This is a genomic window from Actinomyces sp. ZJ308 (assembly GCF_011752065.1).
Lineage (GTDB): Bacteria > Actinomycetota > Actinomycetes > Actinomycetales > Actinomycetaceae > Actinomyces.
On record NZ_JAAIJY010000023.1, the window covers coordinates 33,615 to 57,022 of the forward strand.

The window sequence follows — 23,408 nt, forward strand, 5'->3', positions numbered from 1 at the left end:
TCGATCCTGGTCACACCAGTCGGCCGCCGGGCGGGCTCAGGCGCGGGCGTCGGCCAGCGGGATGCCGGAGGGGCGCAGGCCCTGGAGGCGGGCGACGTCAGAGTCGGTCGGGACCTGGCCGGGGTCGGTGCCCCGCTCCACGATGCGGTTGGCCTCGTCGACGAAGACGACGTGGGGCAGGTAGGTGCGGGCCTCGGCGTCAGACATCTGGGAGTAGGCGATGAGGATGACGACGTCGCCGGGGCCGACCAGGTGGGCGGCGGCGCCGTTGACGCAGATCTCGCCGGCACCGCGCTGGCCGGGGATGACGTAGGTGGACAGGCGGTTGCCGTTGGTGCAGTTGCAGATGTCGACGCGCTCGCCGGGCAGCAGGTCTGCGGCCTCGAGCAGGTCGACGTCCACCGTGATCGAGCCGACGTAGTCGAGGTCGGCCTGGGTCACGGTGGCGCGGTGGATCTTGGACGTCATCATCGTCCGGGTGCGGGCGCTCATCGCGGCACAGAGTAGACGGCGGCGGGCCCGGCGCACTGTACGGTGCGGCACAGGGTGAGCGATCCGACAGCGTCCCGGCACGGGCCGGGGTGCCTACGGGCGCAGGTCGACGAGGGTGTTGTCGATGAGGCGGGTGGTTCCCACGCGGGCGGCCACGGCCAGCAGGCCCACGGCGGGAGGCTCCTCCCCCGCGTCCTCACTCGCCGGCGCGCTGCGCGGCAGGCCGAGCCCGGCGTCGGTCAGGTCCTCAAAACTGGCAGGGTCGACGAGGGCCACGTAGTCGACCTCGACGCCGTCGGACGCCTCCAGGGACGCCAGGGCGGCTCGGCGGACCTCAGTGGGGTCGGGGCGGGTACCCGAGTCGGCCCCCTGGGCGGCGTCGCGGCCCGCCTGGAGGGCTCGTGAGAGGGCCAGAGCCTGGCGGCGCTGCTCGGGGCTGAGGTAGGCGTTGCGTGAGCTCATGGCCAGGCCGTCGGGCTCGCGGCGGATATCGACCGGCACGATCTCCAGCGGGACGGCGAGGTCGCGCACCATGGTCTCGATGATCGCCAGCTGCTGGGCGTCCTTGCGGCCGAACAGCGCCCAGCGCGGTGCGGTCAGGTGCATGAGGGTGAGCACCACCTGGCACACGCCGGCGAAGTGGGTGGGGCGGGTGCGGCCTTCCAGGACGGTGGCGATGGGGCCGGGGTCGATGCGCACTGCCGGCTGCCCGGCCGGGTAGATGACCTCCGGGGTGGGGGCGAAGACGACGAGCCGCCCTACGCCCAGGGCACCGTCGGCGCCGGTGAGGGTCCGGGTCAGGCCGGCCAGGTCGCCCTCGAGGTCGCGCGGGTAGGAGTCGAGGTCCTCGGTGGGGGCGAACTGGAGGGGGTTGACGAAGATGGTGACCACGACGGTGCCGGCCGGCCCGACGCGCCGGGCGGCCTCGCGCACGAGGTCGAAGTGGCCCTCGTGGAGGGCGCCCATGGTCATGACGACCGCGCGGGGGTCCGGGGCGCCGGCCAGGGCGGCGGCGAGCTCGGCGCGGCTGCGGGTCAGGACGGCTGCGGTGCCGGTGGAGCCGGGGACGGCGGCTGATGTGGTGGCGGCCGAGCGGGGCTCGGGAACGGGCGTCGGTGCGGGTTCGGTGCTCACGCGCCCCACGCTAGTCGCCCCGCCGGGCCGCGCCGAATCCGCGACCGAGACGGCCGGAAGCGGTCGACACCGGGCGCAGGAGGGCAAAAATGTCCAGAATGGAGACTTTTCCGGGCGGAATCCGTGCAGCGGGGCCAGGTCGATTCGCGTTTTCGCAGTTCAGAGGGGTGGGCCTGGATGGGGAGCGGCCTGCGGTCGTCTGAAAAGTCGCCAGAACTGACACTTCTGCCCCTCCCAGTGCCTCACTCGTCCCGACTCGAGCTCTGGTGAGCCGCTCCGCGGGTGAATCCGGTTCGCCGGGCGGGCATGAGAGCATCGGGGTCATGAGCGACATCGAGGGTACGGGTCCCGGTCCGGACAGTGGCGGTCCGGCGGGGGCGGCTGCAGGCCGGCCCGGCCGGCTGGGCGTCGGCATCATCTCCGCCGGGCGCGTCGGCGCGGTCCTGGGCTGCGCGCTGCGCGCGGTGGAGCACCAGGTGGTCGGCGTCCATGCCGTCTCCGAGGACTCGCGCGAGCGCGCCGAGATGCTGCTGCCGGGTGTGCCGGTCCTGGAGGTCGAGGAGATCGTCGAGCGCGCCGAGCTCGTCCTGCTGGCCGTTCCGGATGACGCGCTCGGACCGCTCGTGCAGGGACTGGCGGACCTGGGCCGCTGGCAGCCCGGTCAGCTGGTGGCCCACACCTCGGGCCGCTACGGCGCGGCCGTCCTGGCGCCCGCCCAGCGCTGCGGAGCGATCCCGCTGGCCATCCACCCGGCGATGACCTTCTCCGGGTTCTCCACGGATGTGGCCCGGCTCGTCGGCTGCCCGATGGCCGTGACCGCCCCGGCGGCCGTGCTGCCCATCGCGCAGGCGCTGGTGGTCGAGCTCGGCGGCGAGCCCTTCGTCCTGGAGGAGTCGGCGCGTCCGGCCTACCACGCGGCCCTCGCCCACGGCGCCAACCACCTGCTGACCGTGGTGACGCAGGCCGTCCGGGTCCTGGGGGCCGCCGGGGTCGAGGACGGGGCGGCGACGCTCGGCCCCCTGCTCGCCGCGGCCCTGGATCGCGCCCTGCACGAGGGCGAGGCGGGCCTGACCGGCCCGGTCTCCCGGGGTGACGCCGGCACGGTGGCGGCCCACCTGGAGGCGCTCGGCTCCCTGCGCGACGGCGAGGGTCAGGGGCTCGATGACGTCGTCGCCTCCTACCGGCAGCTGGCCCGGGCCACCACCGAGCGCTGCGAGGCCACCGGGCGCCTCACCGCCGAGCAGGCCCGGCGCCTGCGCGAGACACTGGCCGACGAGCAGCGAGACCAATAACGACAAGGAATAACGGCGAGGACCATCAGACCTCGCGAACGCACCTTGAGACTCGCGGGCTGTTCCTCAGGATCAGCCCGTCAAGGCCTCGAAGACCGCGTCTCCGGGCGGGCTCAGGCTTCTGGGCTACTCGCCGGTCACCGGCCCCGCGGCGACGGCGCGGGCGAGCCAGCGGTCGAGGCGCTCGGCGCTGGAGCGACGCAGCGCCCGCTCGCTGATCCGCGCCGCGAGCGCCTTGGCGTCGGCGGCATCGAGGTTGGTGATCGAGGAGGGGACCTCCTGGGCCACCATGTCGAGCCGGAGGGAGGCCAGGTTCAGCCTGCGCGCCAGCGGCCCCTGGCGAACGTGCAGGGACTGGATGCGTTCGTAGGGGACGACGGTCACCTGCCGCCGCCAGCGCCCGTGGCGCACGATGACGCAGGTGTCGGTCAGGATCGCGGCCGTGCGGCGCCACGTGAAGGGGTGGAAGACCCGCCCGCGACGGCTGATGCGCACGAATCCGCGGGCCGCAGAGCCCGCCGGCGCCTGCGGGTCTCCGACGCCGTCATCGTCCCGGCCGGTGAGGGCCAAGGTGAGCAGCGTGTCCGGGTCGGGCGTTCCCAGGTCGGGGACCACGAGCCACAGGGCGCGCAGCGCGGTGTCGCGCACCCCCACGGGCAGGAGCAGGTTCCCGGTCTGCCGGTTCTGCCCGTCCTGGGGGCGGTCCTCGCGGCCGGCCACCGTGACATTCACCCTCCACCAGTCCTTGCCGCGCCACAGGATCGGCTGAGTGATCCCGACGCCGTGGACCCGCCCGGGCGGCAGCGTGCGCGAGGTGTCGGCGGTCAGTCCATAGCGGATCCGAATGCCGCTGGGGGTGGCGGCGGCGTGGAAGTTCCAGGTTTCGTTGAAACGGGACCAGACAATCGTCACGACACCGACGACGGTGGTGATGAGTGAGGTCACCACCGCGACCATACCGCCGCTGGGTGGGACATCCACGGCATAGGCGGCGATGGCGAGCGCGAGCAGAGCGGCGGGCAGCATCAGAACCACGTAGGTAGAGGGGCTGCGTAGCAGTGAGCCGATGAGGATGCCGGCCTCGACGTTGTAGAGCGGGTGCTCCTGGAAGCCGGAGGCCCGCAGAAGCGTGGAGCGCGATAGGGAGGAGTTGTTCGCGAACTCGGTGGCGGTTCCGGCCGGGCCCGCCGGCGGGGCCCCGCCGGCGGCGTCGGGGAGGCCCACGGGAGCAGTCGGGTCAGCGAGGTCGGCGGGAGCAGTGGCGTCACCGCCCGGCCCGTTCTCCCCCGACCGCCTCGCGGTGTCCCTCGCCGTGTTGGGGCCGGTCACCTCCACCTGCCCGGCGGCCAGGTCGAGGATGCGGTCGCGCAGGGCCTGGAGCTCACGGGTGGTGAGGAACCCGATGACCACGCGTGAGTCCCGGCCACCGGCGACCTCGACGGTGAGCTGCCCCATGCCGAGGATGCGTCCGAGCAGGGGGTGGACGACGTCGACGGACTGGATGCGCGGCAGGCGGGCCGTACGCAGCCTGCGGCTGAGGATGCCCGAGCGCAGGTAGACGCCGTCGGCGTCCACGGCGTAGGCGCGCCGCCACCAGCTGAGCAGGCCGAGCCCCGCCCACAGGGCGATCAGCGCGATGAGACCGAGCAGGTAGTAGCCGATCTGGTCGCCCAGGGAGAAACCGCGCTCGCGGATGAAGCGGTAGGCGCGCACGAGCTCGTCGAGGTTCTGGACCGTGACGAAGGCGAGGATGCCGGTGGCGATCTTCCAGCCCTCCAGCAGCGGTGTGATGACGCTGACCCGGTGCCAGGTGACGTTCTCGGGCAGGGGCAGCTCCCGGGAGGCGACGGCGGACGGCTCCACCTCCCGCCTGGCTTCCTGGTCGGCCTGCCGGGCGGCCTCCAGGCGGCTCTCCCAGCTCGATCCCCGCCGGGGACTCACAGTCCGGCCATCCTCTCCTCACCACGCCGGGACAGAACCTGGCGCAGGTTCTCCGCCTCGGCCACCGGCAGCCCGTTGATCGTGGCGTCGGTGCTGGCCGAGGCCGTGTGGAGCCGGACCTCGGCGATGCCCAGCCACCGGGCAAGCGGCCCCTGGGAGGTGTCCACGAACTGCATGCGCCCATAGGGGGTGACGGTCATGGAGCGGAACATGACGCCATGGCGCCACAGGAGGTGGTTGTCGGCCAGGGCGTAGCCCATGGCCCGCACCTGGCGGGGGATGAGCCAGAGCTGCCAGAGGAACAGCACCGCGGCGAGCGCCGCCGGAACGAAGAATCCGGGGCGGACGAGCACACCGGGGATGGCGAAGCCGATGATGAGGACGGCGTTGACGATACCGGCCCCCAGGAGACGGGCGGTGATGAGCCTGGGTGAGACCGGGTGGAAGACGACGCCGTCGGGGGCGAAGGGGTCGCCTCCGGCCGGCGGACGCGGACCGGGCCCGGAAACCGGGGTGGAGGCGGGCACGGGGGCTGGACTGGTCATGCGGGTGCTCCTGGCCCATCGGGGGTCCGCCCGGAGGGGGTGGACGAGCCGTCGTCGTCGCCGTCACCGGAGATGGAGCACCACTGCTCGACGACGAATCCGACGACGCACCACACCAGGCACGCCGCCATGCAGCCGATCGAGGTCCAGGCCAGGTGGGTCATGGCCGGCGAGCGCGGCGTCACCAGCGCCAGGATGAGCCCGCCGGCGTAGACGCCCCCGAGGACGGCCCCCACGATGGCCGAGGCCTGGGCGGCGGCGGCCGTGGTGGCGGCGCCGGTGGGGGTGATCCAGGTGCGCTCGCGCTCCCGCAGCCGCCGCACCGCCAGACCGCACACGAGGACGATACCGGCGATGACCAGCGCAGTCACCGCCCCCCAGGGGGTGAGGACCGGGATCCAGCCGAGGTGGCGCAGAAGGAGGTCGCCGGCCACCCAGGAGGCCACCGCGGCGGCGATGAACCAGGTGACGGCACTGGTCCAGCGGGTGCGCCGCATCAGACGTCCTGGCGGGGCCCTGTCCCCTGAGCGCCACCGCGGATGACGTCGTTCCACTGGAGCGGGGACTGCCAGGCGTCCCCGGCGGCGTCATCCTGCTGCTGCGGCTGGGCCGACGGGTCGGCCTGCTCCTGCTGACCGGCGTAGTTCGCGTAGCTGCCGACGTCCTGCTGGTCGCCGGGGAAGCCACCGGCGCCGGCGACCCGGCCGGGGGCGTAACCGCCCTGGGAACCGGCCGTCCCGGCACCACCGGATGCCTCGGGCGCAGAGGCCGCCTGGTAGGGCGAGTCGATCTGCGGGGCCTGCCCGGACCATGCGCTCGAGTCGTAGGAGGACTCGAAGGGGGCCTGGTCGAAGGGAGCCTGCTCCACCGGCGCCTGGGCGCCGAGGGGCTGCGCCGAGGAGGCGGGCGAGGCGCCGGAGATGCTGCCGGCGTAGTCGGCGGCCAGGCCGGCGTCGGCCACGGAGGACTCGTCGCGGGTGGCGTCGTAGACGAGCTCCGGCTCGGCGTCGCCTACGGTCTGCTCCACCGGGGGCTCCACGTAGGGACCGGTGGGCTTGTCCGGCAGCGAGTCGGAGTCCAGCCAGTCGAAGGCCAGCCACCGCAGACCGCCGCGGTCGGGGGCGTTCTCGGCGAGCTCGGACACGGAGTGCCCGGCCAGCTCGGCGAAGGGGTCGGCCTGACTCCACGGCACGAGGACGAAGGCGCGCTCGGCGGCACGCGGGTGCGGCAGGGACAGGGCCGGGTCGGCGGAGGTGACGCCCTCGACCTCGATGAGGTCGACGTCGAGGGTGCGCACGCCCCAGGGCTCGGTGCGCACGCGCCCGGCGGCCGCCTCCAGGGAGTGGCACAGCTCGAGCAGCTCGCGCGGCGAGAGGGTCGTCGTGGCCATGACCACCGTGTTGAGGTAGTCGGGCTGCGGCTCGGCGCCCTCGGCGACGACGGCGACCGTTCGGGCCAGCGGCGCCACCTGCGTGACCTCGATCCCCTCGGCGCCCTTGAGACCGTGGACGGCCGTGCGCAGGGACTCCACGACCCCACCCACATTGGCTCCCAGGCTGAAGACGACGCCGATGGGGCGGCCGGGCCGCTCGGCGAGCGGGTCGACCGGTGCGGCGGGGACCTCCGAGACGGCGGGAGCCGCCGGAGTGGTCCCGGGGGCCGCGATGCCCGGGAATCCGGGCTGCGCCGGCGACGAGGCCTGCGGCGCGGCGTAGGAGGCGCCGCCGGCCTGGGAGAGGTCCTCGGAGTAGGAGGACGGGGCGGAGTAGGACGGTGCGACGCCCTCCTGGCTCAGGGCTCCGGGGTACTCGCCCAAGGGGCCGGGCTCGGGCTCAGCCAGGGGCTGGGAGGCCGAGGCGTCGGCGAAGCCGTTCGCGGCAGCGGCCCCGGAGTCGGGACCGAAGCCACCCGGGGAGGAGAAGGAGGCGTCAGTGTCGGCACCTGCGCCCGCCGCACCGGCAGGCTCGTCGTAGGCGGCCCCGCGGTAGTCGGTCTCGCTGTAGGAGCCGGGCTCGCCGAAGGTGCTCGGCCCGCCCAGAAGGTCCACGGGACTGTCGACGACGGGAGCGGCCTGCTGCTCGACCTCCTCGGAGGAGGCCACGTGGCGTCCCTCCCGGGGGAGCTGGACGGGAAGCTCACCCGCGGTGGAGACCGGTTCGGCCGGGGCCCCGGACACGGCACTGGCGGAGGCGTCGGCGGCCGCCTCATCGGCGTAGCCGGAGGCGACGGGCGCCGAGCCGGTCTGGGGCGCGGAGGACGTCACCCCCAGCGCGTCGGCAGCCAGGCTCACGAATCCGTCGGCGCCGGCGGTCCGGCCGGCGGAGGCGGCGGTGGGCGCACTGGTCGAGGGGGTCTCGAGCAGGCTGGAGGCCGAGGAGGCGTCGGCGGCCACGCTGTAGGACCCGTGAGAGGACCCGCTGGAGAACTCCGAGGCCTCTGCGGCCCCCGGAGCCTCAGACGCCCAGGAGGAGGCGGCCGACGAGGCGGAGGAGGCGGAGGAGTCCGTGGCCCAGTCCGGCGCCCAGGGCTGGGTCGGCGTCCCGGCACCGCTGGGAGCACTGGGCTCAGTCGGCATCGGCGTGGGGACGGAGGGCGCGGCCGCCGCGAAGGAGGAGCGGGCCGGAGCCTCGAGCGGTGAGGCGGGCGAGGGCGTCGGCGTGATGGGCGGCTCGGGGGTCGGCGCCGTCGGCGAGGCGGCTGCCGCCTCCCCCGCGAACGAGGCGGCCGCGACGTCGGGGGCCCCGGAGACGAGGGGCGCCGCAGCAGGGGCGGCGGGGGGCTCGTAGGCGGGAGCCGGGGAGGACGGCGTCGCCAGGGGCTGGGCGGAGACGGCCACCGGCTCCTCGTCCTGGGCGGCCCAGGCGGCCTGGCTGGTGGCGGGGGACCCGCCGTGGCCCGCGGCGGCGTCGGCCACCCGGTGAATGGTCACCGAGACGTCCTCGAAGGCGACGTCGAGGGGCGCCTCGGGCTTGTGCACGGTGACCTCGGCGGCCACGACGCGCGGGAAGGACAGGACCCGCTCGGCGATCCTGTCCGCCAGGGACTCGATGAGGTTGACCGGCTCACCCTCGATGATGCTCACGATGCCGTTGGCCACGCGGGAGTAGTCGACGGCGTCGGTCACCGAGTCGGTGACGGCGGCGACGGCGGTGCCGCGCTGGCCCAGGTCGAGGACGACGTCGACCGTGAAGAGCTGGCCCTCCTCCCGTTCGAAGGGCAGGACGCCGTGGTGGCCGCGGGCGGACAGGCCGACGAGGCTGATCCGGTCGGTGGTCGCGGAGACGGTGGTGCTCACTGGTGTTCCTTCCAGAGGGAGGCGGTGCGGACGGCGGCCCGGTTGGCCGGGACCTCATGGACTCTGACGGCCCAGGCGCCGGCTGCGGCGGCCAGGGCGGTGGTGGCGGCGGTGACGGCGTCGCGCTGGACGGGGGCGGCCTCGGCCTCGGCCGCCTGGGCGAGGAAGCGCTTGCGTGAGGCCCCGACCAGGAAGGGCCGGCCCAGGTCCTCGATAAGGCGGGAGGTGGCGGCCAACAGCTCCCAGGACTGGGCGTGGGTCTTGGCGAAGCCGAGGCCGGGGTCCAGGACCACCTGGGAGCGCGCGACCCCGGCGGCGTCGAGCTCGGCCAGGCGCTCACGCAGCTCGGCCTCCACCCCGGCGACGACGCCGCCCGGGTAGTCGGTGAGCCGGTCCATGGTCTCGGGGTCGCCGCGCCAGTGCTGGCAGATGTAGACGACGCCGGTGCGGGCGATGAGGGCGTGCATGGCGGGGTCGGCCAGGCCTCCGGAGACGTCGTTGATGATGTGGGCGCCGGCGTCGATGGCGGCCTCGGCGGTGGCGGCGTGGATGGTGTCCACCGAGACGATTGCGTCGCCGTCGCCCCCATCCATGACGAGGGCGCGGACCACGGGCAGGACGCGGGAGATCTCGGTGTCGACGTCGACCCGCTGGGCGCCGGGGCGGGTGGACTCCCCACCGATGTCGATGATGTCGGCGCCCTGGGCGATGAGCTCGCGGGCATGGGCCACGGCGGTCTCGGTCTCGGCCCAGCGGCCGCCGTCGGAGAAGGAGTCGGGGGTGACGTTGAGGACGCCCATGAGGAGCGTCCGGTCGCGGGGCACCCGCCCCGGCAGGGGTGCCGGGGCGGCGGCGGGAAGAATCGTCACAGGGTCAGGCTAACGGTTGGTCCGTCGCTGCGGGAGGACCGAAACATCTTCAGCCGGCCGCAAACTGAGAGCCGGGACACGATCCGGCCGGGTCAGAGCGACCAACTTCGACAAAAACTTCACAGACGACACGGAGCCGTGTCGTCTGTGAAGTTTTTGTTGAAGTTTATGAGCCCCACGACCTCGGTGCCGTATGCGCTCTCCCGGGCTCCCCCTAAAGATGGACGACGCCGCAGCGCATCCCGCCCTTCGACGCATTCCGTTGCAATGGCGCCGTTTCTAGGATTTTTCACGTCAACAGGGCAGCTCGGACGCACACGTTCCCCGGCGACCGGCTCCGCCCCCACGAGTCAGCCAACGAGAAGGGTCATGAGATGACGACTCAACCCCAGCCCCCGTCCTTCAACCGGATCGTCGCTCCTGCGCCGGGCACCCCGGGTGCATCGGTCACCCCGGGCGCCCCGGCGTCGCCCGCGCCCTCAGCTCCCGGTGCAGCGGCTCCGCTGAGCGTCGTCGAGGCCCGCGGCCTGACCAAGGTCTACGGCGAGGGCGAGGCCCGGGTCGTCGCCCTGGACTCGGCGAGCCTGACGGTGGGGCGCGGCGAGTTCGTCGCCATCATGGGCCCCTCCGGCTCGGGCAAGTCCACGCTCCTGCACTGCCTGGCCGGCCTGGACACCCCCACCTCCGGTAGCGTCCTCATCGCCGGCCAGGACCTGTCCGGCATGAAGGACAAGCAGCTCACCGCCGTGCGCCGCGACCGGCTCGGCTTCATCTTCCAGTCCTTCAACCTCCTGCCCACCCTCACCGCTGAGGAGAACATCCTCCTGCCCCAGCGTCTGGCCCACCGCAAGCCGGACCAGGGCTGGTACGACGCCGTCATCTCCACCCTGGGCATCGGCGACCGCCTGAGTCACCGCCCCAACGAGCTCTCCGGTGGCCAGCAGCAACGCGTGGCCGTAGCCCGGGCGCTGGTGGGCCGCCCCGAGGTCGTCTTCGCCGACGAGCCCACCGGCGCCCTGGACACCGCCTCAGCCGCCTCCCTCCTGGCGACCCTGGCCCGCATGTGCGAGCAGCTCGGCCAGACCGTCGTCATGGTCACCCACGACGAGCAGGCCGCCACCACCACCAACCGCATCATCCGCCTGCGCGACGGGCGCATCACCGGGATCGAGGCCGTGCGCCGCCCGGCCGGCACCCGCGTGGCCTCTCCCGGCGCGCCCAGTGCACGTCACGCCGCGCCCTCCCCCGCTGCCGGCCCCGCACCCCGGACGGAGGCCCGCTGATGCCCTCGCTGCTCGATCTTCGGCGCACCGCCGCCGCCCTCGTGGCCGTGGCCATGAGCGCCGCCCTCATCGCCTTCGCCTTCATCATCTCCGACTCCTTCCGCACCCAGATGCAGACCGGCGCCCGCCTGTCCGTCGGCGACGCGAGCGTCGTCGTCGAGCGGGCCAAGGGCAGTCAGGCCCCCGGAAGCGACCTGGACGACGCCCTCCTCAACCAGGTCTCCGCTCTCGACGGAGTCGCCTCCGTGAGAGGCATCCACTGGGACGTCATCCAGCTCGACCTGCCCGAGCAGCTGCGCCATGCCGCCGGTGTCTCCGTCAGCGCGCAGGACGTCCCAGCCCTGAGCCGGTTCACCACCCTGAGCAGCGGCCGCCTACCCTCCGCCACCGGGGAGGTCGCCATCAGCACCGAGCTCGCCGAGCAGCAGGGCCTGAGCGTGGGCGACACGATCCGGCTGACCGCAGACAGCACCGGCAAGAACACTGACGCTCCGCGCAGTGCCCCCACCGTGGTCGGGATCGTCTCTGCCGGCCCCGACACCGACCTGGCCGGAATCGGAGCCGTCTACGCCACCACCGAGCAGCTCCAGGCGATGGGCGCCCGCACCAGCTACTACCAGCTCTACGTCACCGCGACGCCGGGAACCGACGCGCAGGCCCTCACGGCGAAGGTGGAGCAGACGGTTCACGCCGTCCAGCCCGGCGCCTCGGTCCAGAGCCGGGACGACGTCGTCGCCCAGCGCTCGCAGAGCCAGCAGGGCGGGACGATGATCGCCACCGTCCTCAACATCCTGGCCCCGGTCTGCGCGGCGGTCGCCGTCATCGTCATCGCCACGACCTTCAGCACCCTGGTGGCGCGCCAGACCCGCACGATCGGCCTCATGCGCTGCATCGGCACCACCCGCCGACAGGTGATGCTCGCCGTCCTGCGCACCGGCCTCGTCACCGGCCTGGCCGGCTCCGTCCTGGGCACGGCCGCCGGGACCGGGATCGCCGCCGCCGTGGTCTCCTCGGGGCGCTTCGCGGATCTCAAGGCGGATCAGCTCACCATCTCGCCGGTGTCGCTCGGTCTCACCGTCGCCCTGGGGACGCTGGTCACTCTCATCGCGGTTCTGCGCCCCGCCCGCAGGGCCACACGCATCTCACCGCTCGTGGCCCTGACCGGGCAGGTTGCGAGCACCAGGCAGGCAGGGCGCGCCAGGTTGTGGACGGCCGTCGCGGGAGTCGTCGTTGCCATCATCGGTGCGGCCCTGGTTGCCCTCGGCGTTCAGGCATCCGACATCTACATCACCGCGGGTGGGAGCGCCGTCGTCGGCATCGGTACGATCCTGGCCCTTCCGCTGCTGGTGACCGCCATCATCGGCCTCATCGGCAGGATCAGTGGGGACAGGAGGTTCCCGGTGCTGCACCTGGCCACGCGCAACCTGGCCCGCAACTCCGGACGGTCCGCCGCGACCGCCGCCACGCTCTTCGTCTGCGTCCTGGTGGGCTCGGGGCTCTTCGTCGGCCTGTCCTCCTTGAGCGCCTCCTTCGACGCCATCCTCGGCCACAGCTCGCCCGTGGACGCCCGGGTCTTCGGCGTCACACCGCAGACCGATACCGCGCAGCTGACGAAGCAGGTCAAGGCGGTCGACGGCGTCAAGGACGTCACCTACGTCCCCTCCCTCGACCTGACCCAGACCGTCGACGGGCAGACCAAGGACATCAACGTCGACGTCATCGACGTAGGTGCTATCGCCCCCGTCGTGCGCTCGACCAGCGGCCTGGAGGACCTTGATGACAGCACCCTCGTCGTGGGCGGCATCTACCAGATCCCGGACGGCTCCACGGTGACCCTGACCGGCGCTGCCGGAAGCGTGGAGCTGACGGCCCGTGTCCGGGAGGGCTGGGGCGCCGTGGTCAGCCCGGCAGTGGCTCAGCGCCTTAACGGCGACACCCCCACCAACACCACCATGTGGGTCCGCTCCACCGGCAATTCCATGACATCCGATACCGAGCGCTCTCTCAATGCGACTGTCCGAGGGCAGACCCTGATGGTCCAGGGAAGCGCCGCCGCGACTGAGCAGATGTCATCCATCATCACGAGGATGGCCCTCATCGTCTGCCTGGTTCTGGGCGCCGCCCTGGTCATCGCCCTGTCCGGGCTGGCCAACACCACGGACGTCTCGGTTCTCGAGCGGATTCGGGAGATCGGGGTCCTGCGCGCCACCGGCAGCTCCCGCCGGGAGATCCGCCGCCTCATCGTCACCGAGGGGACCCTCCTGGCGGCCGTGGGCGGCGGGCTGGGGCTCGTCGTCGGCTCCCTCCTCGGGACCGCGGGCACCCTCGCGGCAGCCGGCGAGATGGAGGGGATGACCGTCACCATCCCCTGGCTCGCGCTGCTCGGCACTCTTGCCGTGACCCTGGCCGTGGGCCTGCTGGCCTCGCTGCGCCCGGCCGGACGGGCCGCCTCGGTGGCGCCGGTCATGGCCCTGTCCGAGGAGTGAGGCGGTGAAGAGGACCGGCTCAGGCCCCCTGGGTCTTGTGGACGGCGACGACGAGCTTGAGCCGGGAGGGGACGTCGTACTTCTTCATGAGGTGGGAGACGTGGGTCTTGACCGTGGACTCGGCGATGACGAGCTGCTCGGCGATCTCGGCGTTGGAGTACCCCTCGCACAGGAGGGTCAGGACCGCCTGCTCGGCCTCGGTGACGTCGGGGGCCTGGGCCGTCTGCGGGGGTCGCAGGTGGCGGGTGACGAGCCGGGAGGTGGCGGTCGGGGAGATCGTGGTCCCGCCGGCGCTGGCGGCGATGACGGCGCGGATGATCTCCTCGGGCGAGGCGTCCTTGAGCAGGAAGCCGTTGGCGTGCTGGGCGAGTGCGGTGACCATGGCCTCGTCGTCGTCGAAGGAGGTGAGCACGACGACGGCGGTGCGGGGCCACTGCCGGCGCACCCGGGTGAGGAGCTCCAGGCCGTCCATCTCGGGCATGCGCACGTCGGTGAGCAGCACGTCCACGCGGATCTTGTGGAGGAAGGCCAGTGCGTCGGCGGCGCGGGAGAAGGTGCTGGCGACCTCGATGCGCTCGTCCGAGCTCAGGTAGGCCCGCAGCGCGTTGAGGACGAAGGGATCGTCGTCGACGATGGCGACGCGAAGGACCTGCGAGGCCGCAGCGGGATCATCAGTAACGTTGGGGACCGTCATGGAAGAATATTATCCGGATCGGCTCGGGGGAAGGTGATGAGACGGTGCCCGCGGTTGTGGAGAGCCTGATGCAGCCCACGCGGTACACGGCGTGGCGGCCGAGCTGGCGGCTGCACCTGGCGCACGTCCTCCTGGCCGCTGTGCTGACCCTCTTCTCGATCACGAACGTACTGCCGCAGTCCACCTCCATGATCCCCTTCGATTTCCTCGGGGGGATGGCGCTGGCACTGTGCACCCGCTTCCCGTGGCCCGGGGCGGCGCTGGGAGCCGCAGTGACCTGGAGCGCCGTGGTCGTGTCGGACGAGCAGACCATCTTCCTGGGCCTCCTGCCCTGGTTGTGTGCGGCGATCCTGGTGGCGCGCGGCTTCCAGCGCATGCTCGCCTACAGCCTGGTGGTCTTCACGATCGTGCTCATGATCGCCGACGCCCAGTGGGGTGACGTGAGCTTGGGCTGGTCCGAGATGCTGCTGTGGTGGGGATTCGTCGGGGGTGCGGCTCTCACGATGGCCGAGCTCATCCGCAGCCCCCGCGAGCAGGCCGAGCGCTCTCTGCACACCTACCGGGAGAGCATGGAGCGTCAGCGCCTCCTGGTGGTCACCGAGCTGCACGACACGGTGGTGCGCGACCTGACCCACGCGGTCATGACGGCCGAGCAGGCCCGGCTGGCGCACCCCGAGGACACGGCGCTGGCGCCCGAGCTCGATGCGATGACGGCGGCGGTGCGCGCGGCGGTGGAGCAGATGCGCCACGCGCTGCGCGCCATGAGCGACCTCCGCGGGGGCGAGCGGCTGGATATTGAGGCGACCTCCGCGCCGCGCCCCTTGGAGGAGGTCCTCGCCGACGCCGCGGCCGTCCTGGGGCAGCGCGGGGCGAGGCTGGAGGTCCAGGGGCTGGAGCTGCTCGGGATCCCGGTGATCCCGCCGGGTGTGCGGCTCCAGCTGCTGCGGGTGCTGGGCGAGCTGGTGACGAACATGTCCAAGTACACGGCCCCGCGGGGGCGGGCGCGCCTGGTCATCGAGTCCGATGGGCGCTCCCTGGAGGCGATGGCCAGCAACGACGTCGGCGCACCGGGAACGGTGGGTGCCGTGGGGCCGGCGGGCGAGGCGTGGGCGGGCGGAGGCGTGCCGGGGGTCGGCATGTCCGGATACGGCGTCTTCTCCTCGGGGCTGGGTCTGGAGGGGGCCCGGCGCCGCGTGGAGGCCTTGGGCGGCAGTCTGAGCGTCAGCCGCAGCGAGGGCCGCTGGGCCACGATCCTCAGCGTCCCCTTCCAACCCTCAACAAGCACCGCGCCTCCGGTCAGGGGGCACCAGCAGCTCACAGCGCGGTAACCCCACCTCAAAGCCCGCCAACCATCTCCCATCGAAACGAGACCGGTCAACATGCCTCCTCCTGCCTTCGACAGCCAGACATCCGTTACATGGCACCCCACACAACGCACCCACCTGCTCCACGGGGCGGTTGCGCTCTTCCTGGCCTGCATCTGGCCCCTCCTGGGAGGGACCATGACCCCGAGCGCTCGGGGCTTGCCCCTGATCCTGGGGCCCACTCCACGACACCCGGGGCGCACTGGCCGACGGTTAACCGCACTGCACGACCGTCTAGCTGTCGTGGAGTACCCCAAAATGCCGACCAGTGCCACCTAACCGTCGTGCAGTACGGCCCGCCGCGCTGCTCGACGTGATCGTCAGTGCACGCCGCCCACTTCGACGAGGAGCACCCCAGCCATGATGAGGGCGATCCCAGTGATTATGGTGCGGGTCAGCGGCTCACCGAAGAGGAGCCGCGAGGCGATCGCTGTGGCAGCAGCTCCCCCACGTCGACGGGCACAGCACGCCCTTGACGGTCACGTGCGGTTCTCCGCGGTTCCGAGCCGCCGGCAGACCATGGAACCGAGGGCGAGTGCCGGAATGAGCATGAGCAGGGCGTTGGGTCCCCACCACAGCGGGTCGAAGTCGCGGTAGAAGGACCAGAAGGAGATCGCCATGAATCCGGCGCAGAAGGTCAGCATGAGCCCGACCGTCAGCACCAGGTCCCCGACCCTGCTGCCCGCGCGCGTCAAGTAGGCGCCGAGGAAGACGGTCAGGGCGGCGGCGACGTCGAGCGGGAAGAAGGACCAGTTCCAGGCCTGAATAACCTGGTTGGAGTAGTCCTTGAAACGCAGGTGCTCGGGAATGAGGTTGAGGAAGACGGCCGCCCAGTAGAGCAGCAGCCCGGCATCGACCGCCACCAGCAGCTTCTTGTAGATCGGACTCATTCGTCCACTATTTCACCGGTACTCTCCGGTGTCGAGGCCTCGCCTCGCAGGCTCTCAGGACCGCCGGCCCAGGACCAGGCTCATGGCCTCGGAGCGGGTCGCGGCGTTGCGCATGATGCCGCGCACGGCGGAGGTGATGGTGTTGGATCCGGGCTTGCGCACGCCCCGCATGGACATGCACAGGTGCTCGGCCTCGACGACGACGAGCACGCCGCGGCACTCCAGGCGCTCGACGAGCGCGTCGGCGATCTGCCGGGTGAGCCGCTCCTGGACCTGGGGGCGGCGGGCGTAGCCGTCCACGAGGCGCGCCACCTTGGACAGGCCGGTGACGCGCCCGTCGGCGCTAGGGATGTAGCCCACGTGCGCGGCCCCATGGAAGGGCAGGAGATGGTGCTCGCACACCGAGTACATGGGGATGTCGCGCACGAGGACCATCTCCTCGTGCCCGACGTCGAAGACCCGCTCGACGTGCTCAGCCGGGTCCTGCCCGAGGCCGGAGAACATCTCCTGGTAGGCGCGCGCCATGCGCTCGGGGGTGTCGCGCAGGCCGTCACGGTCGGGGTCCTCCCCGATGGCGACGAGCAGGTCGCGCACGGCCCGCCGCACGCCCTCGGCGTCATAGCTCATGTCCGGCCTCCACCCTTCCCCGCTCCCGCCGGGCCACCCGGGCCCGGCCAGCGCTCACTTGCTGTAGCCCCAGAAGTCGTCCCCGCCGTGGGTGCTACCGGTCTCCCCGCCGGCGTCGCCGTCGTCGGTGGAGACCACGGTGGCGGGCGCGACCTCGACGACGGGCAGCGTCTCGTCGCTGCGCCACAGGGGACGCTCGGGCTGCTTGACGACGCCGGAGAAGATCCGCTCCAGGTCCTTCTCCAGGAGCGTCTCACGGGTGAGGAGCTCCTCGGCCAGCTCGTCGAGCACGGCGCGGTTGCGGGTGAGGATCTCCCAGGCCTCGCGGTGGGCGGCATCCAGCAGGGCTCGGACCTCGACGTCGACGGTGGCGGCGACCTCCTCGGAGAAGTCGCGGTTGGTGGCGTTGAGCCCCAGGACCGTCTCGTTCTCCGTGGTGCCGAGCTTGACGGCGCCGACCGCGGTGGTCATGCCGTAGTCGGTGACCATCTTGCGGGCCGTGGAGGTGGCCTTCTCGATGTCGTTGGAGGCGCCGGTGGTGGGGTCGCGGAAGATGATCTCCTCGGCGGCCCGCCCGCCCATGGCGTAGACGAGCTGGTCGAGCAGCTCGTTGCGGGTGGTGGAGTACTTGTCGTCCTGGGGCATGACCTGCGTGTAGCCCAGGGCGCGCCCGCGCGGCAGGATCGTCACCTTGGTGACCGGGTCGGAGTAGGCGCCGGCGGCGGCGCACAGGGCGTGGCCGGCCTCGTGGTAGGCGGTGACGCGCTTCTCGTGGTCGCGCATGACGCGGGTGCGCTTCTGCGGGCCGGCGATGACGCGGTCGATGGCCTCGTCCAGGGCCCGGTTGTCGATGAGCTGGGCGTTGGAGCGGGCGGTGAGCAGGGCGGCCTCGTTGAGGACGTTGGCCAGGTCGGCTCCGGTGAAGCCGGGGGTGCGCTTGGCCACGAGGTCGAGGTCGACGTCGTCGGTCAAGGGCTTGCCCTTGGCGTGGACCTTGAGGATGGCGGCGCGCCCGGCCATGTCCGGGGCCTCGACGCTGACCTGCCGGTCGAAGCGGCCGGGGCGCAGGAGGGCGGGGTCCAGGACGTCGGGGCGGTTGGTGGCGGCGATGAGGATGACGTTGGTGTTGGCGTCGAAGCCGTCCATCTCGACGAGGAGCTGATTGAGGGTCTGCTCGCGCTCGTCGTGCCCGCCGCCGGTGCCCGAGCCGCGGTGGCGGCCGACGGCGTCGATCTCGTCGACGAAGATGATGGCGGGGGCGTTCTCCTTGGCCTGGTCGAACAGGTCGCGCACGCGCGAGGCGCCGACGCCGACGAACATCTCGACGAACTCGGAGGCAGCCATGGAGAAGAAGGGCACGCCGGCCTCGCCGGCGACGGCCTTGGCGAGCAGGGTCTTACCGGTTCCGGGCGGGCCGTAGAGCAGGACGCCCTTGGGGATCTTGGCGCCGACGGCGCGGAACTTGTCCGGCTCGGAGAGGAACTCGCGGATCTCCTCGAGCTCCTCGACGGCCTCGTCCTCACCGGCGACGTCGGCGAAGGTGACGTCGGGCATCTCCTTGGAGCCGACCTTGGCCTTGGAGCGCCCGAAGCCCATGGCGCCGCCGCGCCCGCCGCCCATGCGGCCGATGAGCCACCACATGATGCCGCCCAGCAGGAGGGCGGGCACGAGCAGCTGGATCATCGAGGACCACCAGGTGGTGGTGGGCACCACGGAGTTGAAGCCGTCCTTGGGAGCGGCGGACTGGACGAGGCGGTCGACCTGCTCGGCCTGGGCATCGGTGAAGGAGAACTCGACCTTCTTGCCCAGGGGGCGCGCCTCGGAGTCGCCCTTCTTCTTGGGCTGAACATAGGTGGAGCTGAGGTCCACCTCGACGCGCTGGGTGCCGTCGACGACGGTGATCGACTCGATCGTGTCCGCCTTGTCGCGCAGGAGGGCCAGACCGTCGGAGGTGTCGATGGTGCGGTAGCCGAACATCGAGGAGAAGACGGCCCAGCCGAGGATCACGACCAGGAGGAAGGGCACCAGCCACAGGAACGGGTTGCCCAGTGAGTCGCGGAGCTTGCGGTCACGCCTGCTGCGATCGTCCTTTCCGGCCCTGCCCGGCTTCTCCGAGTCCTTGCGGCCGGGCTTACGCCCAGAATCTGTCATCTGCGGTAGGTCCCTTCAACATACTGATTCTCAGACGTTAGCCGATAGCACCGCAAAGGTCCCATTGCGCTTGCTCACGTTCGCGCCGGGCGTGGCCGGGAAGAACCGGGGAGGCGGTAGGGTGCGCCGCCGCGAACGGGGCGCGGGCCGCTCTGGCCGGCACGGCGCGAGGTCCGGGGGCGCGGGCTGCTCTGGCAGGTACTGCAGGAGGCCTGGGGTCTACTGGCTGGGACATGGGTGTACTCCACGAGGTCCGGACCCCCGTGCAGTGCGGTCAACCCCTGGCCAGTAGGACCCGAGCCTCATGCAGTAGGCGCCCGGGCACGGCCGGCAGCGCACCACCGCATCCCCACGCAATCCCCGCACAGGAAGTGCTCTAGCGACGCTTGCCGCAGCACCCTCTTAACTTATAACTTAAGTGCGTGACCACGATTCAGGAGGCTCGACACAGCCTGGGCGTCGCGCAGAGTGAACTCGCCAGACGCCTGGGGGTATCCGTGGCCTCCGTGTCTCAGACCGAGACTCGGGAAGCGCGAGGCGACATCACCTTACGCACGCGCGCCCGCTACCTTGACGCCCTCGGCCTGCAGGATCTCGGGATCGTGACACCGCGCATCGTCAACGAGACAGAACACACCCTTACCCTCAGCCCCGACATCACCTCCATTGATGCCGACAGCGCCGCTGCAACCAGTCGTTCACGTCGTCGAAGTCTCATGCTCCACCGTCTCGTCGACGCCTCTGTCAACTGGTCGGCGACGGAGTGGCGCTCGCAGGTTGCCGACGGAATCGCACGTAACGAGTCCTCAACCCGAGGAACACTGCACCGATCAAGTCTCGAGCGATGGAGATCATGGCTTGAGTCGGGAGACATCAGGACCATGCGTGAACGCATGTGCGCCGACGACGAAGACGGCTGCCGGCTTCGCGAGGTCTCACCTATGGCGGGTTTCCTCAGCACACCCCAGCGACAAGCAGTGATCCGCTGGGAGAGGGACCACTATGCGACGTGAGCCGGAGAGCTCTCCCCTTCGAGCAGCTTCACGGGTTTGCGATTGATGGCATCGACGACTCAACCGCCTCCGCCTCCCCCTGCGGACGCGCCTTAAGGCCCGAGGAGTGAGGCCCAGGGGGCAGTCCGTGACCTCTATGGTGCGTCCGCGACGACGTCGATGACGCCCATCCCGTAGGCGCCGTGGGAGCCGACGTTGGTGTAGCGGGCAAGGGCCATGAGCTGGGAGAAGACGGCGGTGGTGGCACTGGCGGATGGGGCGCTGATGCGCAGGGCGCCGATGCTGGCGTGGATGCGGTGGCTGGAGAGGCGTCCGCGGCGGTCGGCGCGGGGCATGCCCAGGCCGACGACGGTGCGGCGGGTGCGGTCCTGGGTGACGAGGACGGAGGCCAGGCGCTCTCGCTCGGGCAGCACGGGCGCCAGGTGCCGACACCAGTGGTACCAGCGCGAGTGGAGGCTGGTGGCCAGGGAGGCGGCGGTGACGTCGGGGACGTGCTGGCCCCGGGAGGTGAAGACGGTGGGGGTCAGCAGGCGGATGTCCCAGGCAGTGGCGGTGTCGTTGGCGGCCAGGTCCTCCCAGTCGGCCTGTTCGAGGACCTGAGCCTCGACGGCGGCGAGCACGGCGGTGGTCTCGCTGCCGTCGCCGACGGGCAGGACGCCGCCCCAGGCGAGCCATGCGTCGAGGGTGTCCAGGAGGCGGTCGTCCAGGAATCGCAGCTCGACGCCGAGGCCCTCCGGGGTCTGGGTCATGTCGCCCAGGCAGTAGGGCTTGGGGCCGGGCTGGTCGTGGAGGGGCCGGTGGGCGAGGGCGGGCAGGCGGGCCGCGCGCTCGGGGCTGATGCCTTCGGGGAGGTCGAGGACCCGGCCCCAGGCGGCGTGGAGGCGGCGGGGCGTGGCCTCGACCGGGCCGGGCGCGTCGAAGCGGACGAATACGGTGGCGGGCACTCGACGGGGCTCCTTTGCGACGGGGTGAGTGGCGGGGACCGGTTGCGGACACGGTTGATGCGAGACGGGTTACTTCCGGCGACACTACCGGAGCGAGGGTGGCCGCGACCTGGAGTTGAGAGGCCGAGGTTCCTCAGCATCGTGAGGCAGGCGGGCGATGAGGGCGGAGCCACGGTGGGATGTCGGTCGGACGCCAGGAGCAAGGCGTGTCGGTAACCACAGCCGGGAACGTCGACCTTTTGGCTTGGCGTCGTTGGAAGTTGGTAGCCGGACGGGTCGGAGGTGGCGTCGGTGGCGCTTGGCGTCAGGACGCCGAAAGGTGGTTAAATAGGGGCGATGCCAGCCGGTCCCGTGGGGTGCTTGCGGAGCCGGTGGCGATCCAGCCCCCGGAAGTGGCGCAACGACGCCACTCCCAGAGGCAGGGGTCAGAAAGCACCTCGCACCACAAGGTGCATTAACCTCGAGATTTCATCGTTGAGGTGGTGAAAGTGGGGTGAAGGTGTCGCTTCGCCTGGAATAATGCGGGTTGCTGAGATCCGAGAACTCCAGGGGAAGGACACCTTCGTGGTGAAGAATAGCGGGTTGTACCCGGTTGTGGGTGTGGAGTCCGGTCAGGTGCCGGCGGTGGGTCTGGCCGGGGCCAGGCTGCTGACCGAGACGAGCAGGGTCACGGGCCTGGGCAACGAGCTCTCGCAGGCCCTGTCTACGTGGCGGCGGCCGGGGGCGGTGCACGACCCGGGCAAGATCATTTTGGATCTGGCGGTGTGCGTGGCCCTGGGAGGCCGGTGCCTGTCGGACCTGTCGCTGCTGCGGTGCGAGAAGGAGATCTTCGGGCCTGTTGCCTCCGACCCGACGGTCTCGCGACTTATAGGGGCCCTGGCCGACCACGTCGAGGCTGTCGAGGCCGCCGTCAACCGGGCCCGCAAGACAGTGCGGCATCGGGTGTGGGCCCTGGCCGGCGAGCACTCACCGACCGCCGGCGTCTCGGCAAACCGGCCGCTGGTGATCGACGTCGACGCCACCTCGGTTAATGTGCACTCAGACAAGGAGGGCGCGGCCCCGACCTTCAAGAAGGGGTTCGACTACCACCCGCTGACCGCGTGGAGCAGGCCACGGCCCCGATGGCGGGGGTGAGTGCGCGGCGCTCGTGCTGCGGCACGGAAACGCCGGTTCGAACACCGCCACCGACCACGTCGAGATCATCCGCCGGGCACTGGACCAGGCCGGGCTCGGCCCCAGACCAGGGCGGCGGGTCCTGGTGCGCACCAGGCGGGGCCGGAGGCACGAAGGAGACCATCGAGCTCCTGGCCCGTCGGCGGGTGTCCTACAGCGTGGGGTTCACGCTTCCCGAGCACACGCCGCAGATCTACGACACCATCCCCGAGACCGCCTGGACCCCGGCCTACAACGCTGACGGACAGCCCAGGCAGGGCGCGGACGTCGCTGAGATCACTGACCTGCTGGACCTGACCGCTTGGCCAAAGGGGGATGCGGGTCAACCGTGCGCAGAGAGCGGCCCCACCAGGGAGCCCAGCTGCGCTTCGAGGACGTCGGAGGCTACCGACTGACCGCCTTCGCCACCAGCACGAGGGTGGGTCAGCTCGCCGATCTCGAGGTCCGCCACCGGCTACGAGCCCGCTGCCAGGGGACCGTATCCGCTGCGCCAAGGACACCGGGCTCGACCGCTTTCCCTTGCAGGGATTCGCCCAGAACCGTATCTGGTGCCTGATCGTGGCCCTGGCCCGCAGGCCTGCTGGCCTTCTCCCAGCTGCTCGCCCTGACCTCCACCCCCGCCCGCAAGTGGGAGCCCAGGACGATCCGCCTGCGCCTGATGAGCATCCCCGCCGTCATCGCCCACCACGCCCGCCGCACCGTCCTGCGCTACAAGGCCGACCACCCCTTCACCAGCCTCCTGCTGACCGCACTGAGCAGCTTTCAGGCCCTACCCGCACCATAGGCACCCGACCGCTGCCTCCTGTCCACCACGACCCCGAAGGAACAACCCTGGCCCCGGAAAGGCCCGACCACCGCGAGACGACACGCGGCAGACCGTCACACCCAACCGGCATAATCGCCCCCACGACACCGGCAACGACGCCACCCACACCCACTCAACCAGCCAATGAAAGATCGAGGTTAAGACGATTCTTAAGGAGCACCAGTATGATTGAGACAATTGGTCAGAAAGCACCTCGCACCAGGGGGTCGGCAAAGTCGGTGGGTGAGGGTGTCTGAGTCGGTTTGGTAGGGATGGCGTGTCGCTAGGACAGGGGCGCGGGCCCCGTGGGGACGATGAGTGGTGTCTAGTCATCTCCTCGTCCTGGGAGCCCGCGCTGATGCCATCCTCCACCACGACCGCCCTGTCTCGCCAGCCCCTGACCCAGGTTC

17 protein-coding genes and 2 pseudogenes are annotated in these 23,408 nt (G+C 71.4%); 6 read left to right on the forward strand and 13 right to left on the reverse strand.

All coding sequences use genetic code 11. The annotated features are described in order from the left end of the window. Positions 1-36: 36 nt before the first annotated feature. The gene (panD, locus tag HCR68_RS10215) at positions 37-492 is read right to left on the reverse strand and encodes an aspartate 1-decarboxylase (RefSeq protein ID WP_167149168.1); all 456 of its coding nucleotides are present in this window, start codon (positions 490-492) and stop codon (positions 37-39) included. 93 nt (positions 493-585) lie between these two features. After that, positions 586-1,635 carry a pantoate--beta-alanine ligase gene (panC, locus tag HCR68_RS10220; protein WP_167149170.1) on the reverse strand — a complete coding sequence of 350 codons (1,050 nt, stop codon included), beginning with the start codon at positions 1,633-1,635 and terminating at the stop codon, positions 586-588. Between the two features lie 314 nt (positions 1,636-1,949). Between panC and HCR68_RS10225 the strand changes: the two genes are divergently transcribed. Continuing rightward, positions 1,950-2,918 (forward strand): DUF2520 domain-containing protein, encoded by a 969-nt coding sequence (locus HCR68_RS10225; protein WP_167149172.1) that lies wholly within the window; start codon positions 1,950-1,952, stop codon positions 2,916-2,918. Positions 2,919-3,044: 126 nt separating this feature from the next. Here the strand turns inward: HCR68_RS10225 and HCR68_RS10230 are convergent, their stop codons facing one another. From HCR68_RS10230 to folP, 5 genes are read right to left on the reverse strand one after another with little or no spacing between them, the layout of a single operon-like run. Beyond that, positions 3,045-4,859: a PH domain-containing protein gene (locus HCR68_RS10230; RefSeq protein WP_167149174.1), complete on the reverse strand. Its 1,815-nt coding sequence runs from the start codon at positions 4,857-4,859 to the stop codon at positions 3,045-3,047. Beyond that, positions 4,856-5,404, reverse strand: a complete 549-nt coding sequence (locus HCR68_RS10235; protein WP_243859049.1) for a PH domain-containing protein — start codon at positions 5,402-5,404, stop codon at positions 4,856-4,858. The genes HCR68_RS10230 and HCR68_RS10235 overlap by 4 nt, the downstream gene beginning before the upstream one ends. Beyond that, a complete protein-coding gene (locus HCR68_RS10240; RefSeq protein ID WP_167149176.1) occupies positions 5,401-5,901 on the reverse strand; it encodes a DUF3180 domain-containing protein in 501 nt (166 codons plus the stop codon). The genes HCR68_RS10235 and HCR68_RS10240 overlap by 4 nt, the downstream gene beginning before the upstream one ends. Further along, a complete protein-coding gene (gene folK / locus HCR68_RS10245) occupies positions 5,901-8,699 on the reverse strand; it encodes a 2-amino-4-hydroxy-6-hydroxymethyldihydropteridine diphosphokinase (protein WP_243859050.1) in 2,799 nt (932 codons plus the stop codon). Before folK ends, HCR68_RS10240 begins: the two co-directional genes overlap by 1 nt. Then, positions 8,696-9,568, reverse strand: coding sequence for a dihydropteroate synthase (folP, locus tag HCR68_RS10255; RefSeq protein WP_167149177.1), 873 nt, complete (start codon positions 9,566-9,568; stop codon positions 8,696-8,698). Before folP ends, folK begins: the two co-directional genes overlap by 4 nt. A 503-nt stretch (positions 9,569-10,071) precedes the next feature. On the opposite strand from folP, the gene HCR68_RS10260 reads away from it, so the two are divergent. Both HCR68_RS10260 and HCR68_RS10265 read left to right on the forward strand, forming a co-directional pair. Beyond that, complete coding sequence (locus HCR68_RS10260) at positions 10,072-10,851, forward strand: ABC transporter ATP-binding protein (protein WP_167149202.1); 780 nt, start codon at positions 10,072-10,074, stop codon at positions 10,849-10,851. Beyond that, entirely contained in the window at positions 10,851-13,337 is a 2,487-nt protein-coding gene (locus HCR68_RS10265) for an ABC transporter permease (protein WP_167149179.1), read from the forward strand. Before HCR68_RS10260 ends, HCR68_RS10265 begins: the two co-directional genes overlap by 1 nt. A gap of 19 nt (positions 13,338-13,356) precedes the next feature. Here HCR68_RS10265 and HCR68_RS10270 read toward each other — a convergent pair whose 3' ends face one another. Further along, positions 13,357-14,031 carry a response regulator transcription factor gene (locus tag HCR68_RS10270; RefSeq protein WP_167149181.1) on the reverse strand — a complete coding sequence of 225 codons (675 nt, stop codon included), beginning with the start codon at positions 14,029-14,031 and terminating at the stop codon, positions 13,357-13,359. A 68-nt stretch (positions 14,032-14,099) separates the two neighbouring features. On the opposite strand from HCR68_RS10270, the gene HCR68_RS10275 reads away from it, so the two are divergent. Further along, positions 14,100-15,359, forward strand: coding sequence for a histidine kinase (locus tag HCR68_RS10275; RefSeq protein WP_243859051.1), 1,260 nt, complete (start codon positions 14,100-14,102; stop codon positions 15,357-15,359). Positions 15,360-15,715: 356 nt separating this feature from the next. On the opposite strand, the pseudogene HCR68_RS14535 reads toward HCR68_RS10275, so the two are convergent. From HCR68_RS14535 to ftsH, 4 genes and pseudogenes are all read right to left on the reverse strand, one after another. Beyond that, positions 15,716-15,844 (reverse strand): annotated as a pseudogene (locus tag HCR68_RS14535) (QacE family quaternary ammonium compound efflux SMR transporter); the annotation flags it as partial. A gap of 30 nt (positions 15,845-15,874) precedes the next feature. Further along, positions 15,875-16,285 (reverse strand): YvaD family protein, encoded by a 411-nt coding sequence (locus tag HCR68_RS10285; protein ID WP_167149184.1) that lies wholly within the window; start codon positions 16,283-16,285, stop codon positions 15,875-15,877. Between the two features lie 54 nt (positions 16,286-16,339). Continuing rightward, a complete protein-coding gene (gene folE, locus HCR68_RS10290; protein ID WP_167149187.1) occupies positions 16,340-16,912 on the reverse strand; it encodes a GTP cyclohydrolase I FolE in 573 nt (190 codons plus the stop codon). 54 nt (positions 16,913-16,966) lie between these two features. After that, positions 16,967-19,063 (reverse strand): ATP-dependent zinc metalloprotease FtsH, encoded by a 2,097-nt coding sequence (ftsH, locus tag HCR68_RS10295; protein WP_167149189.1) that lies wholly within the window; start codon positions 19,061-19,063, stop codon positions 16,967-16,969. A 422-nt stretch (positions 19,064-19,485) separates the two neighbouring features. On the opposite strand from ftsH, the gene HCR68_RS10300 reads away from it, so the two are divergent. Continuing rightward, positions 19,486-20,076, forward strand: a complete 591-nt coding sequence (locus HCR68_RS10300) for a helix-turn-helix transcriptional regulator (RefSeq protein WP_167149191.1) — start codon at positions 19,486-19,488, stop codon at positions 20,074-20,076. 134 nt (positions 20,077-20,210) lie between these two features. On the opposite strand, the gene cas6 is transcribed toward HCR68_RS10300, so the two are convergent. Further along, positions 20,211-21,020, reverse strand: a complete 810-nt coding sequence (cas6, locus tag HCR68_RS10305) for a CRISPR system precrRNA processing endoribonuclease RAMP protein Cas6 (protein ID WP_167149193.1) — start codon at positions 21,018-21,020, stop codon at positions 20,211-20,213. 564 nt (positions 21,021-21,584) lie between these two features. Between cas6 and HCR68_RS10310 the strand changes: the two are divergent. Next, positions 21,585-22,977, forward strand: a pseudogene (locus tag HCR68_RS10310) (IS1380 family transposase). Positions 22,978-23,408 lie beyond the last annotated feature (431 nt).